The organism is Microcosmobacter mediterraneus (assembly GCF_031846265.1).
GTDB lineage: Bacteria > Bacteroidota > Bacteroidia > Flavobacteriales > Flavobacteriaceae > Microcosmobacter > Microcosmobacter mediterraneus.
In genome coordinates this window covers 1-15,130 of the sequence record NZ_JAVRIA010000011.1, presented here as the reverse complement: position 1 = coordinate 15,130, position 15,130 = coordinate 1, and the positions used below count along the sequence as shown (strand labels likewise).

Sequence of the window (15,130 nt, the reverse complement as noted above, 5' to 3'; positions counted from 1 at the left end):
AGTGATGTTTTTTAAATTATTTCATTACATTTACTTTGATTAATAAATTTTTTCAATGAAAAAAATAGTTCTTTTTTTAGCATTAAGTTTAGGAATAGAAGTTTCTAATTCCCAAGGCTTTGAAGCTATAATTTTGGCGTCAGATGATGCTAGTCTTTTAGCAGAAAAATTTATTGACCCTGTTATGAATGGTTTAATTTACAGCATTAATGGTGGTTGGTACACTACAGCTAAGACACACAAGAAGTTAGGATTTGATTTAACAATAAACCTAAACGCTGCATTTGTTCCTAGAAGAGATGAGGTTTTTGATTTTAATCCTTCTGATTATACATTTCTTTCCCTGCCAGATGGACAAACACAGTTGCCAACTGTTATGAGTGATTTAGATCAAGAAGCAACAATTGATGTTGTTATTCCAGTCGGAGATGGTACATTTAAGGTAGCAAGTTTTGATTTTCCTGGAGGAATAAGAGAGGAAATACCCATTAATGCAGTTCCAACTCCTATGGTTCAGCTCGGATTTGGATTACCTTTAAAAACAGATATTAAATTACGATTTGTTCCTAAATTGAATTTTGATGATAAAGTAGGAGCAAATTTAATTGGATTGGGTTTGCAGCATGACATTACTCAATATTTTAAACCCATTGATAAGCTTCCGTTAAACATTTCTTTACTTGCAGCATTTACGGACATGAAAGTTACTTATGATATAGACGATAATGACGCCATGGATAATATAAGGGTAACTAATGGAGAGGCGGAATTTAGAATGAATGCTTGGACCTTTCAAGCAATTGCTTCTTTAGATTTTAAAATCATCTCTTTGTATGGTGGATTTGGTTATAATTATGGTACTTCAACAATAAGGATGAAAGGTAACTATGGTCTTACATATAACCTTGAAGATTCTAATGGAAATCTAATAGGTACAATAGATGAGTCTATAAATGATCCAATTAATTTAGATTTTAGTGCTACAGGAATTAGAGGAACAATAGGAGCTAGAATAAATATTGGGTTCTTCAAAATTTTTGCAGATTATACTGCTCAGAACTATAATAATATAAGTGGAGGAATTGCATTTAGCTTTAGATAATAAATAGCTAGTTTTAACCAACTGTTTTTAGCACTCAAGGTCTTACGAGATTTTGAGTGTTTTCTTTTATAAATTAGTTACTTTTGCGCCAGTAAAATAAGAAGATGGAATACGCAAAAAATATTCTCGAAACTATTGGTAATACACCACTTGTAAAGCTTAATAAACTTACTGAAGAATTGCCTTGTATGGTATTAGCTAAATACGAAACCTTTAATCCAGGAAATTCGGTTAAAGATCGTATGGCCTTAAAAATGGTTGAAGATGCAGAAGCTGATGGTCGTTTAAAACCAGGAGGAACAATCATAGAAGGTACATCTGGTAACACAGGAATGGGTTTGGCTCTAGCTGCAGTGGTTAAAGGTTATAAATGTATATTCGTTACTACAGACAAGCAATCTAAAGAAAAAGTAGATATCTTAAAAGCTGTTGGAGCAGAAGTAATAGTTTGTCCTACAGATGTAGCTCCAGATGACGCAAGGAGTTACTATTCAGTATCTAAACGATTAGGTGATGAGACACCAAATTCTTGGTATGTAAACCAGTATGATAATCCTAGTAATGCTATAGCACACTATCAAAGTACTGGTCCAGAAATTTGGAAACAGACAGATGGAAAAGTCACGCATTTTGTTGTTGGTGTTGGAACAGGAGGTACAATATCTGGAGTTGGTAAATTTCTTAAAGAGCAAAACCCAAACATTAAAATTTGGGGAATAGATACTTACGGAAGTGTTTTTAAAAAATACCATGAAACTGGAATTTTTGATGAAAATGAAATTTATCCTTACGTTACTGAAGGGATAGGTGAAGATATTCTACCAGAAAATGTAGATTTCAAGATTATAGATGGATTTACCAAAGTAACAGATAAAGATGCTGCAGTATACACCCAAAAACTAGCTAAAGAAGAAGGGATGTTTTTAGGTAATTCTGCTGGAGCAGCCATAAAAGGTGTATTGCAATTAAAAGAATATTTCTCCAAAGATGATGTCGTTGTGGTATTATTCCATGATCATGGAAGTCGTTATGTTGGTAAAATGTTTAATAATGAGTGGATGCGAGAAATGGGTTATATAGATTAGTGGTTATGTACTTCTTTAAACTAGTTATTATTCGTAATTTTACAATTTATTATTTGTCAATTTTTTAAACTAAATTATACATGAAAATTACAGTAGTTGGAGCAGGAGCTGTAGGTGCAAGTTGCGCTGAGTATATTGCTATTAAAGACTTCGCTTCAGAAGTTGTGTTATTAGATATCAAAGAAGGTTATGCAGAAGGTAAAGCCATGGATTTAATGCAAACAGCTTCTCTCAACGGATTTGATACCAAAATTACAGGTAGTACAAGTGATTATTCTAAAACAGCTAACAGTGATATTTGCGTTATTACTTCAGGTATTCCTCGTAAACCAGGAATGACCCGAGAAGAACTTATAGGTATAAATGCTGGAATTGTTAAATCAGTATCTTCAAGTCTTATTGAGCATTCTCCTAATACAATTATTATAGTTGTCAGTAATCCAATGGATACAATGACTTACCTAGTGCATAAAACTACTGATCTTCCTAAGCATAGAATTATAGGAATGGGAGGTGCTTTAGACTCAGCACGCTTTAAATATAGATTAGCTGAAGCTTTAGGAGCACCGATAAGTGATGTTGATGGCATGGTTATTGGAGGTCACAGTGATAAAGGTATGGTACCATTAACACGATTAGCAACAAGAAACTCAGTGCCAGTTTCAGCTTTCATTTCTGATGAAAGATTAAACCAAGTTAAAGAAGATACTAAAGTTGGTGGAGCAACACTCACAAAATTATTAGGAACTTCGGCTTGGTATGCACCAGGAGCTGCAGTAAGCGGACTAGTACAAGCTATAGCTTGTGACCAGAAAAAAATATTTCCTTGTTCTACATATTTAGATGGTGAGTATGGATTATCAGACCTTTGTATTGGTGTACCAGTAGTACTTGGCAGAAATGGAATTGAAAAAATCGTTGATATTGAATTAAGCGATGCTGAAAAATCTCACATGTCTGAAAGTGCAGCAGGTGTGCAAAAAACAAACGGATTATTAGAATTATAAACACAAAAACAAACACATGAAAAAATTAGCACTTATTCTATTTTTAGCTATAGGCTTAACATCTTTAGCTCAAGAAAAAATTACTGAAGGAAAAGTAACTTTAAAGCAAACGATGTCAAGCGATAATGAGCAAGTGAACGCTCAATTAGCTATGGTAGGTGATATTTCCACAACAACCTATTTTAAAGGTAATAAATCTAGAACAGAAGTTTCTAGCCCAATGACAGGTAGTAATATCACAATTGTAGATAATGATCTTAAGAAAGGTATTGTACTTATGGATAATCCAATGATGGGTAAAATGTATAACGAAACTGACCTTAACGTATCTGAGGAAGACCTTAGTAAAATTAAAGTAGAAAAAACTACTGAAACTAAAGAGATTCTAGGTTATAAATGTACAGCATATAAAGTAACAATGACTGAGCAAGGTATGGAAATGAATATGATGATGTATACCACTGAGGAGTTAGATATTATTTCAGATCAAGCAGCTAAGTTTGGTGACGGCTTTAAAGGATTTCCATTATACATGGAAATAAACATGACGCAACAAGGCATGGCTATGACAATAACTACTGAAGCAACAGCTATAGATAAAGAGTCTGTATCTGATGAAATGTTTAGTCTTGCAGTCCCTGAAGGATATAAAAAGATGGATGTTCCTGCAGGGAATTAAGCTCTAAAATTATATATTTAAAAGCAGTCTACTAGGCTGCTTTTTTTGTTTACTAATCATCAATAAATTCAGTAAACTTTATTTTTTTATATTTGGCGCATGTTAGCAAAATGGTATTATAGTATTTTAATTGTTGGAATAGCCTTATCAGGTGTTGTTTTCCAACAACAGAATGTAGTACCAAATCAGGAGATTACACTTAGTTTTACTCAAGAAACAATAAGCTCTCAGGAAACTCAGAATATTATTGTTCTACTTAAATCAGAGTTACAAGCTTTAGGTGCTAAAAATATTAATGTACATTCAACAGAGCAAGGTCTTTTAAAAATAGCCTATTACAGTGACGAAAATGTAAATGATGTAAAGCAATCATTAAATACATCTGATGAATTTAACAAGACTAACTCACTAACTAATGAATCGTCTTCAAAACATAACGATAATAATGAGACCATAGCATTTAATCTAGATGTTTATGAGATTCAAAAAACAGATAACTCAAAAGGGCAAGCAGGTAAATTTGCTTTAGAGACTACTACAAAAAACGATTATACGTTTAGTCAAAATGTATTTCCATTTGCTCATTATCAAGAAGAAAAGCTATTAGTTATTGCAGAAAATTTTCGCAGTAAGGTTAGTGGTAATGACGATGCCAATAACGATAATAGATCAAGGCATAAAATACCAGAAGTAAGAGCAGGACCTTTTACTAGGAGAAATTCATAAAAGAACTAGTGCCAATTCTATAGTATAGAATTAAAAGTATCACTTACTAGTTTATTTCCCTCACTTAGATACAATATTAAGTTTAAAAACAAAGATTAAATTACGTGTAAGTTATATATTTGCGCGTTTTAAAAATTAAAATAGAGTATTTTACTTTAATGCTTTTTACAAGTAACAAAGTAAGATGCCAAACCCAAAAATAAATAACATGCAAAACAAAGGATTAGTAAAACTGTTTGCCATTTTATTCGGAATTGTAAGTATATACCAACTTTCATTTACGTATAAAGCAAGCCAAGTAGAAAAAGAAGCCAAGACTTATGCCGAAAGTCGTTTTTCTGACGATGCTGCATTAAGAAGTCAAGCAGAAGTAAAATATTTAGATTCTTTATCTAATGTTGGTGTTTATGATTTAGGTGTAAACAATTTTACATTTAAAGAAGTTAAGGAAAACGCCATGAATCTTGGTCTTGACCTTAAAGGTGGTATTAATGCTATTATAGAAATCTCTGTAAAAGATATCCTTAAAGGATTAGCTAATAATAGTACAGATCCTGTATTTAACAAAGCGCTAGCAGATGCAACTGAGCTTCAGAAGAACTCACAAGATTCTTATGTAGAATCATTTTTTACTGCATTTGATGCTATTAAAGGTGATACAAAATTAGCATCTCCAGATATTTTTGCCAATAGAGATTTATCAGAAGAAGTTACCATAGATATGGATGACAACGCTGTTAAACGTGTGGTTAGTACCAAAGTAGATGAAGCTATAATTTCAGCCTTTGAGGTATTACGTAAACGTATCGATCAGTTTGGTGTAACTCAACCGAACATTCAACGCTTAGGAAACTCTGGTCGTATTCTTATTGAATTGCCAGGTGTAAAAGATAAGAAGCGTGCAACAGATTTGATAACTAAAACAGCACAATTACAATTCTGGGAAGTATATAAAGCTGATGAGATAGGAAGTTATTTAGGAGCAGTAACAGAGAAGATCATTGCTGATAAAAAGGCAGAAGAAGCAACAGAGGAAGACACAATTACAGAAACAACTTCAGATGAACAAGCTGATGACAATGATACAGAAAGTACAATTGAAGATTTAACAGGTCAGATTACTTCAGATTCCACGTCAGTAGAAGATATAAATCCACTTAAAATTGCAGGATTTGGAGGAGGACCAGTTATTGCTGTTTTCGAATCTAAGGATCAGGAAGAGGTTCTTAAGAAATTAAATGAAAATAGAAACTTATTACCAGCAGAACAACGTTTTGTGAAATTTGCTTTTGGTAAGCCAACGTTTAATGAGGAGGCTAATGCTGAGTTTGTAGAGTTGTATGCTATTAAAAGAGATAGAAACCAAAAACCTGAATTAAGTGGTGCTGTAATCACAGATGCTCGTCAATCTTATGACCAGTATAGTAAGCCTTCGGTAAGTATGCAAATGAATGCTAAAGGAGCTAAAGTTTGGGAAGCAATGACTAAGACAGCTTACGAGACCCAAGGATATATTGCCATCCTTTTAGATGATATTGTATATTCAGCTCCAGGTGTGTCTAGAGGCCCAATCTCTGGAGGTAACTCTGAGATTTCAGGAAACTTTACACTTAACGAAGCTATTGATTTAGGTAATGTATTACGTGCTGGTAAATTACCTGCTTCTGCAGATATAGTTCAAGCAGATGAAGTTGGTCCTTCTCTAGGACAAGAAGCAATTGATAGCGGAATGACGTCATTCTTAATTGCATTAGGTTTAGTATTAATATGGATGATTTTCTATTACGGAAAAGCAGGTGGTTTTGCAGATATAGCATTATTATTTAATATTCTTTTAATTTTTGGTGTTTTATCAGGATTAGGTGCTGTATTAACCCTTCCAGGTATTGCAGGTATTGTATTAACCATAGGTATTTCGGTAGATGCTAACGTGCTTATTTTTGAACGAATACGAGAAGAAATTGCTAAAGGAAAAGATATAAAACTATCCGTTAAAGATGGTTTTGCCAATGCCTTGTCATCAATTTTAGATGCCAATATTACTACTGGTTTAACAGCAATTATATTATTTGTGTTTGGTACAGGACCAATTAAAGGTTTTGCTACTACATTATTAATTGGTATTGTTACATCACTATTTACAGCAATATTTATTACAAGATTATTAGTGGATTGGTATGTTAACAGAGGAGGTAAGTTAGACTTCTCTACACCAATGACTAAGAATTTATTTAAAAATGTAAATATTAATTTCCTTAAGAAGCGTAAAGTTGCTTACGTCATTTCATTAGCATTAATTGCAGCTAGTTTAGTGTCCTTATTTACTAATAAATTAGATCAAGGTATCGATTTTGTTGGAGGTAGAACGTATCAGGTTCGATTTGAAAACCCAGTAGATACTGAGGAAGTAAAGTCAATTTTAACTACTACTTACGGAAGTGCTGAGGTTAAAACGATTGGTGCAGATAATCAATTAAAGATTTCTACTAAATATAAAGTAGATGAGAATTCAGTTGAGGCAGATGAAGAGGTGCAAACCATGTTGTTTGAATCTTTAAAATCATTTTTACCTGCTAACATGACCTATGAACAATTTGTTGATGGATCTGGTGAAGCTAAAGTTGGTAAGATGATGTCTGGTAAAGTGAGTCCAACAATTGCAGATGATATTAAAACGTCATCAATTTGGGCAATTTTAGGATCATTAGTAGTTGTATTCTTATATATCTTATTCAGATTTAAAAGATGGCAGTTCTCTCTTGGTGCAGTTGCAGCAGTATTTCATGATGTACTAATTGTGTTAGGTATTTTCTCATTAACATGGAAGTTTATGCCATTTAGTATGGAAATCGATCAAGCCTTTATAGCAGCAATATTAACGGTTATTGGTTACTCCTTAAATGATACAGTGGTTGTGTTTGATAGAATTAGAGAATTCTTAAATGAACATACCAATTGGGATTTTGGCAGAACCATTAATGCGTCGCTAAACAGCACATTAAGTAGAACATTAAATACATCGCTTACTACGTTAGTGGTGTTATTAGCCATGTTTTTATTAGGTGCAGATTCGTTAAGAGGATTCTTATTTGGATTAATTGTTGGTGTTATTGTTGGTACATACTCATCGATGTTTATTGCCACACCAATTATGTACGATACAGCTCGCAAAGGAGATGCTGCAGAATCATTAAAAGATAAAAAAGAAGAAGAATTAGCTGAAGCATAAACTTCAAAATAATTATCATTCTGAATGTATTTCAGAAACAAAAAAGCTTTCTATTTTAAATAGAAAGCTTTTTTAGTTAAAGAATAATTACTAGTATTTATTATACCTAAATTGATCACCAACTTGTAAATTCCAATCATCAGTTAAGCCAGCATTTACCTCGAGTACATATTGTGCAATACCATCAGAAGGTAAAGAGGTTTCGTCAAAAGGTTTAGCATCTTTTTGAATACTCACAAGTTTTTTATTAGTATCAAAATAGATAATGTCTAAAGGAATTCTCGTATTCTTCATATAGAAACTTCGAGGGCGTTCATTGGGAAAAATAAATAACATACCTCTGTTGTTTTCCATATTACTACGATACATTAACCCTGTTTGAATTTGGTAATCATCGTCAGCAATTTCAATATCTAAAGAAGTAATTATAGAATCGTTTTTAAGAAGTTGTAAATGGCCTTCTTTTTTAAATTTCACCTCTAAGGGTTTTGCATTTACTGGTTTATCGTCTTTACAAGAAAAACTGTAGAAAAATACAGATCCTACCATGCAATACGTTAGTATGGCCTTGCTCAACGACATATTAAGCTTTAGACTTAGGTTTATAAACAAACATAAAATAAAGTCCGATAATAATAAACGGAATACTTAGCATCTGACCTGTATTGAGGCCAAACATGGTTATATATTCATCACCTTGAGGTTCTTTTAAAAACTCAACAAAGAAACGTACAGTCCATAAGAGTACTAAAAAGAATCCAAATAAAAATCCTTCTTGGTTGGCTTTTTTAGTTTTCCAATATGTAAAGAGTAAAATTAAGAAAACAACAATATAGCAACCAGCTTCGTATAACTGAGCTGGATGACGTGCAAAATCTTCATTTAGTTGTTTGAAAACAACTCCAAAATCCGAATTGGTTTTATTACCAATAATTTCAGAATTAATAAAATTACCTAAACGGACAAAGACAGCACCTAATGCCACAGGAACTACAACTCGGTCCAAAATCCATAAGATGGTTTTCTTTAATATCTTTTTATTGTAGAGGTACATGGAAATAATCATACCTATAGCTGCACCATGACTAGCTAATCCTTGAAATCCTGTAAATCTAAATCCATCTTGAAAACTAAATGGTAAGAAAATACTAAAGAAATCATCAGAAAAAAGTTCGCGTTGATAAAATAAAACATGTCCCATTCTAGCACCAATCATAATACCAAGAACAGAATATATAAATAACGAATCTAAAGACTCTTTGGTCTGTTCTTCATTCTTATAAATTTTATTCATTATGTAGAGACCTATAACAAAAGCAACAATCCACATCATACTGTAATAATGCAGTGTAAAAAAACCTAAATCAATTCCTTTTGAAGGATCCCAAACAAATTTTAAAAAGTGTACCATGTTATTTTGAAAGCAGTAAATATACTATTTTGAAGATGAACCTTTAAAAGCATTAAGAAAATTTTATTCATCCTTATCAGGAACAGGATCAAAACCTTTTCCGCCCCATGGATGACAACTAAAAATTCTTTTAACTGCTAATTTTCCACCTTTAAGTAAACCATGTTTCTTTAAAGCTTCAGCAGAATAGTGAGAACACGTTGGTTGATATCTACATGTTGCTGGTAATATAGGTGATAGTAATGTTTGGTAGACCTTAATTAAAAATAAGAAAGGTGCAATTACTAGAGATTTCATATTTAATTGGTTGAAAAAGAAGTTCCGTCTTTACCATCTTTTAGATGAATTCCTGCTTCAGCAAGCTCATCTCTAATCTTATCCGAAAGTGCGAAATCTTTATTAGCTCTAGCATCTTGTCTTAATCTAATTAATAAGTCAACAGCGCTAGATAATTTGTCTGTACCAACTTCAGATTTAGAAACATTTTCTAGACCCAAAACGTCAAAAGTAAATTGGTGCATGGTTGTCTTTAGTAGCTCTAAATGTAATTTGGTTATTGTGGCTTTTCCTTCTTTAATTTGATTAATATACTTTGATGCATCAAACAAATGTGCAATGAGGATTGGAGAGTTAAAGTCATCATTCATAGCATCGTAACACTTTTGTCTCCAAGCATCTACATCTAATGATGAATCCTCTGAAGGTGAAAGATTATCTATGTTATTAATGGCATCCATTAATCTATGGAATCCTTTTTCACTTGCTAGTAAACCGTTATTGGTGAAATCTAAGATGCTTCTGTAGTGAGCTTGTAACATAAAAAAACGAGCCACACTTGGTGCAAATGCCTTAGTGATATGTTCATTATCTCCTGAAAATATCTGATTAGGAAGTATGAAATTTCCAGTAGATTTCGCCATTTTTTTACCGTTCATAATAAGCATGTTAGCATGCATCCAATAATTTACAGGAGATTCATCGTTACATGCTTCGGCTTGAGCAATTTCACATTCGTGATGCGGAAATTTTAAATCCATTCCACCACCATGAATATCAAATTTCTCACCTAAATATTTAGTACTCATTGCTGTACACTCTAAATGCCAACCAGGAAAACCATCACTCCAAGGCGAAGGCCATCTCATGATGTGTTGCGGTTCAGCCTTTTTCCAGAGTGCAAAATCTTGTGGATTCTTTTTATCACTCTGGCCATCTAATGTTCTAGTATTGTGAATAAGGTCTTCGACGTTACGTTTACTTAAAATCCCATAGGTTTTAGTTTCATTGTATTTTAACACGTCAAAATATACAGAGCCATTAACTTCGTAAGCTAAACCTTTATCAATAATAGTTTTAATAATTTCTATTTGTTCTATGATATGACCAGTTGCTGTTGGCTCTATACTTACAGGCAAAAAATTTAATTTATTTAGAATATTATGAAAATCTACAGTGTAGCGCTGTACTACCTCCATAGGCTCTATTTTTTCTAAGCGTGCTTTTTTGGCAATTTTATCTTCTCCAGTATCAGCATCATCAGTAAGATGACCAGCATCTGTTATATTTCTAACATAACGCACTTTAAAACCTATGTGTAGTAGGTAACGATAAATCATATCAAAAGACATGAACGTCCTTACGTTACCTAAATGTACATTACTGTAAACCGTAGGTCCACAGGAATACATACCAACGTAACCATCGTTAATAGGTTTGAAGACTTCCTTTTTACCTGATAAGGAATTGTAAATTTTAATCTCTTGATTTTGGTAGGCTTGCATGGTGTTAAATTAGACGTTTAAATCGTAACAAATCTAATCAACTAAAAAAGAATCAACAAACTAAAATTTTGTATCTAGTTTAATATAGTCTAAAAATTCTCTGCGAGTCTCTTTTTCTTTGAATTTGCCACCAAATTCTGAAGTTACAGTACTACTAGCAACATCTCTGATTCCTCTAGAATTTACACATAAATGTTTGGCATCTACAACACAAGCAACATCTTTAGTGTTTAAAACATCTTGAAGTTCTTTTACGATTTGAATAGTTAGTCTTTCCTGAACTTGTGGTCGTTTAGCATAATAATCTACAATACGATTCATTTTAGATAGACCAACCACAGTACCATTGGAGATGTATGCTACATGTGCTTTACCAACAATTGGTAATAAATGATGTTCGCAAGTTGAATATACAGTGATGTTTTTTTCAACAAGCATTTCGCCATACTTATACTTATTTTCAAAAGTTGAAGCTTTAGGTTTTTTCTCAGGACGTAGACCACCAAATATTTCTTTAACAAACATTTTAGCTACTCGGTTTGGTGTACCACTCAAACTATCATCAGTTAAATCTAAACCAAGCGTTTCCATGATATGACGAACATCATCTTTTATGATATCAATCTTTTCATCTGTGCTAAGTTTAAAAGCATCTTTTCGTATAGGTGTATCACTAGATGTACCTATATGATCGTTCCCTATAGCGTCAAAATCTTCTATATCGTTCTTCATTGTTGATTTGCTTACAATAAATGGACTGCAAAGATACACAATAAAAAAATGCATAAAAGGGTAGGAGATTAGTTATTTAACATGTTATATAGATGAACTGTTATTATCCTAGATAAAGTAACAGTGGTTAAGCTAAAATTTTCTTAATTTTCGAAATTCAACTTTAACGACTAATTAATGATGAAGAAGTCCCTAATTACTGTCTGTATACTGCTCTTTTCTTGTAGCACTTTTATATATGCACAGACTCAAAAAAAAGCAGCTCATTCCAAACATGTAGTTTATGCAGATAATATAGATGCTCCACTAACAGTTAAAGAATTACAACAGATTAAAGAGGTGTATGGTACAGAAACTGAGAAACTTATTCTCAATAACCCTCAACGATTAAAAGATCTAAAGAACATCCTAAGACATAGAGTTGAAATTTTAGAATTACCAGGAAAAAAGTTATCGAGTTTCAGGAATTTATCTTCTGTGCCACTTAATAGAAATTTTAATTTATCTCTTCAACGAGATTTGTCATTTAACAAGACAACATTTAACCCTTTAAAATATCAGTTTGCGTTTTTTTCTAAAGAATCTACAACAGTAAGGGTTGATAATACGCAATACTTAATAGTTATTAAATCTCAATTCGAATAATCTAAAAGATCATGATAAAACGTTTACTTACTCTTGCACTATTATCTTGTTTGTCTTTTAGTTTAAACGCTCAGGATATTAATATGACAAACGGAACATTTAACCAATGCTCTGGTGTATTTTACGATTCTGGAGGACCTTCTGGTACTTATGGTGATAACGAAAATTTAGTAACAACTATTTGCCCAGAAAATGTTGGAGATAAAATCCAACTAGATTTTACAGTATTTAGTACTCAATTAATGAATGATGTTATAACTATATATGATGGTGATGATACTTCAGCGCCACCATTAGGTAGTTTTTCGGGTGTAGCTGGTCCAGGATTAGTTCAAGCTTCAGATTCTAACGCCTCTGGATGTTTAACCGTCGAGTTTTCATCTAATGCCATGTCTACGACAACTGGATGGGAAGCCACAATTTCTTGTGTAACACCATGTCAAAATATTGTAGCTAATTTTGATAGCTCAACTCCTGCAGCTGATACAACTAATACAATTAATGCAGATGTTGCAGAGTCAATTTTATTTAATGGTAGTGGAACGTTTTCAGTAGACGGAACAGGAGCTACTTATTTATGGGATTTCGGAAATGGTGATTCTACTACTGGCCAATCTGTAAACTATGTTTATACAGCTAATGGTATATATAATGTAACATTAACTATAACTGATACTAATCCACTTGGATGTTCAAGTACAAACAATATAAATGTTACGGTTATCGTTGGTGCCTCTACTCCAGGTAATCCATTTGTAGATGCAGGAGATGATGTTGCTATTGATTGTGCTGGTTCTTGTGTAGATTTATCAGCTACGTTTTTAGATATTGGTGAAACCAATACCTATGACATATCTCAAATTCCTTTTGTACCACCATTTCCCTTCAATGGATTGACCAATTCTCTAAACCCAAATCAAGATGATGCTTGGTCTAATGTAGAAAATTTACCTTTTGATTTTTGTTTCTTCAATGGTATTGAAACACAATTCCAAGTTGGTTCTAATGGTGTTATTAGGTTTGATGTAAATCCTGGTGATACAGGCATAGGTTCTAACGATTTTGGATTTAGTGACAATTTACCTAATAATACTGATGAAGCTTTAGCAGAGGCTAACATTTTTACACCTTGTCATGATATTGATCCAGTTCCAAGTAATGTAGAAGAAATTGCTTGGGAAATTATTGGAGATGAACCTAATAGAGTATTAGCTGTAAGTTTTTATCAGGTGCCTATGTACTCAACGACTTGTAATAACTTGGAAGCAACTCACATGGCTGTTTTTTATGAGACCACAAATGTTATAGATATTTATATAGAAAATAAGCCAACCTGTACTTCTTGGAATAGTGGTAATGCAGTGGTTGGTATACAAAATGATGCAGGAAATCAAGCCTTTGTTCCTCCTGGACGTAATACTTCAGATTCGCCTTGGACAACTTCAGAAGAAGCATGGCGCTTTACTCCAGCTGGTCCTAGTATTGTAGATTTTGCTTGGTTAGATGATACAGGAGCAGTATTAAGTACTAATCCAGATTTTCAAGTATGTCCAACCGATCCATCTACAACTTATACAGCCAGAGTAACTTACACTAATTGTAATAGTGATATAGTTGTAGTAACTGACGATGTAACGGTTACAACAGATAGTCCGTTTACAGTAGATTTAGGTGATGATATAGATTTATGTGAAGGTGATGCTGATGTAATTTTAGATGCTACTGTTCCGCCATCAACAGCAACCTATCAATGGTTTTTAGATGGTATTCCTTTAACTGGTGAAACAAATCCAACCTTAACAGTAAGTTCGCCAGATTCTGGTACGTATTTAGTTTCGGTTACAGATTCTGGATGTACAGAAACTGATGAGGTTGAGGTTACTTTTTTTACTAATCCAATAGTAAATACTGTAACTGATTATTTTTTATGTGATGATGCTGTACTTGATGGATTCACAGAGTTTAATTTGTCAACGCTAGATGCTCAAGCTATTGGAGGTCAAACAGGAGTTACAGTATCATATCATGCATCGCAAGATGATGCAAATATGAATACTAACGCAATAGGACCTCTTTTTACAAATACAGTTAATCCGCAAACTATTTTTATTAGAATTCAAAACGATGGTAATCCTAATTGCTTCGGAACAGGAACTGCTAATTTAGAAGTAGGTTCTGGTATTGTTCCTGTCCAGCCAGATGATTTAGTAGACTGTGACGACTTTAGTAATAATGGTTTTGAACAATTTGATTTATCCGTTCAAACTCCAATTATTGTTGGTGCTCAAATGGGATTAAATGTAACATATCATTTAGATCAATCTGATGCAGATACAAATACTGGAGCACTACCAAACCTTTATACTAATACCTCTAACCCTCAAACCATTTTTGTTAGAATTGAAGATGGTCTTAATCCTAATTGCTACGAAACTATTTCTTTTCAATTAATAGTTAATCCAGCTCCTACAGCCACTAATGTTCCACCTTTAGAGGCATGTGATGATATAACACCAGATGGTTTAACGTCATTTAATCTTTCAGATAAATCAGTTGAAATCATTAATGGTCAATCTGATGTTATTGTTACTTATTATGAGAATATTACAGATGCTCAAAACGGAACAAACCCTTTAGCAGATGGTTACATGAACACTACACCAAATATTCAAATTATTACTGTTAAAGTTGAAAATACGGTTACAGGTTGTGTTAATTTTGGATTATTAGTCT

13 protein-coding genes are annotated in these 15,130 nt (G+C 32.9%); 8 read left to right on the top strand and 5 right to left on the bottom strand.

Annotation, left to right across the window (positions count from 1 at the left end; translation table 11 throughout):
• The first annotated feature begins 55 nt into the window (after positions 1-55).
• The 6 genes from RM697_RS13290 (at position 56) to secDF (ending at position 7,828) form a co-directional block, all read left to right on the top strand.
• Entirely contained in the window at positions 56-1,102 is a 1,047-nt protein-coding gene (locus RM697_RS13290) for a DUF6588 family protein (protein ID WP_311428392.1), read from the top strand.
• 104 nt (positions 1,103-1,206) lie between these two features.
• On the top strand, positions 1,207-2,187 hold the full coding sequence (locus tag RM697_RS13285) for a PLP-dependent cysteine synthase family protein (protein ID WP_311428391.1): 981 nt from the start codon (positions 1,207-1,209) through the stop codon (positions 2,185-2,187).
• An 80-nt stretch (positions 2,188-2,267) separates the two neighbouring features.
• Positions 2,268-3,194, top strand: a complete 927-nt coding sequence (gene mdh, locus RM697_RS13280) for a malate dehydrogenase (RefSeq protein WP_311428390.1) — start codon at positions 2,268-2,270, stop codon at positions 3,192-3,194.
• 16 nt (positions 3,195-3,210) lie between these two features.
• The gene (locus tag RM697_RS13275) at positions 3,211-3,873 is read left to right on the top strand and encodes a DUF4412 domain-containing protein (RefSeq protein ID WP_311428389.1); all 663 of its coding nucleotides are present in this window, start codon (positions 3,211-3,213) and stop codon (positions 3,871-3,873) included.
• Between the two features lie 99 nt (positions 3,874-3,972).
• Positions 3,973-4,599, top strand: coding sequence for a hypothetical protein (locus RM697_RS13270; protein ID WP_311428388.1), 627 nt, complete (start codon positions 3,973-3,975; stop codon positions 4,597-4,599).
• Positions 4,600-4,807: 208 nt separating this feature from the next.
• Positions 4,808-7,828 carry a protein translocase subunit SecDF gene (gene secDF, locus RM697_RS13265; protein ID WP_311428387.1) on the top strand — a complete coding sequence of 1,007 codons (3,021 nt, stop codon included), beginning with the start codon at positions 4,808-4,810 and terminating at the stop codon, positions 7,826-7,828.
• A 90-nt stretch (positions 7,829-7,918) separates the two neighbouring features.
• Here the strand turns inward: secDF and RM697_RS13260 are convergent, their stop codons facing one another.
• From RM697_RS13260 to folE, 5 genes are all read right to left on the bottom strand, one after another.
• The gene (locus RM697_RS13260) at positions 7,919-8,410 is read right to left on the bottom strand and encodes a DUF192 domain-containing protein (protein ID WP_311428386.1); all 492 of its coding nucleotides are present in this window, start codon (positions 8,408-8,410) and stop codon (positions 7,919-7,921) included.
• A 1-nt stretch (position 8,411) separates the two neighbouring features.
• On the bottom strand, positions 8,412-9,239 hold the full coding sequence (gene lgt, locus RM697_RS13255; RefSeq protein WP_311428385.1) for a prolipoprotein diacylglyceryl transferase: 828 nt from the start codon (positions 9,237-9,239) through the stop codon (positions 8,412-8,414).
• Between the two features lie 63 nt (positions 9,240-9,302).
• Entirely contained in the window at positions 9,303-9,536 is a 234-nt protein-coding gene (gene yidD, locus RM697_RS13250; RefSeq protein ID WP_311428384.1) for a membrane protein insertion efficiency factor YidD, read from the bottom strand.
• A 2-nt stretch (positions 9,537-9,538) separates the two neighbouring features.
• Positions 9,539-11,020, bottom strand: a complete 1,482-nt coding sequence (cysS, locus tag RM697_RS13245) for a cysteine--tRNA ligase (RefSeq protein ID WP_311428383.1) — start codon at positions 11,018-11,020, stop codon at positions 9,539-9,541.
• A gap of 60 nt (positions 11,021-11,080) precedes the next feature.
• The gene (gene folE / locus RM697_RS13240; protein ID WP_311428382.1) at positions 11,081-11,752 is read right to left on the bottom strand and encodes a GTP cyclohydrolase I FolE; all 672 of its coding nucleotides are present in this window, start codon (positions 11,750-11,752) and stop codon (positions 11,081-11,083) included.
• A gap of 177 nt (positions 11,753-11,929) precedes the next feature.
• Here folE and RM697_RS13235 point away from each other — a divergent pair, with 177 nt between their 5' ends.
• Both RM697_RS13235 and RM697_RS13230 read left to right on the top strand, forming a co-directional pair.
• Positions 11,930-12,397 carry a hypothetical protein gene (locus RM697_RS13235; RefSeq protein ID WP_311428381.1) on the top strand — a complete coding sequence of 156 codons (468 nt, stop codon included), beginning with the start codon at positions 11,930-11,932 and terminating at the stop codon, positions 12,395-12,397.
• Between the two features lie 11 nt (positions 12,398-12,408).
• Positions 12,409-15,130: PKD domain-containing protein (locus RM697_RS13230; protein ID WP_311428380.1), on the top strand; the 2,722-nt coding region annotated here is incomplete at its 3' end.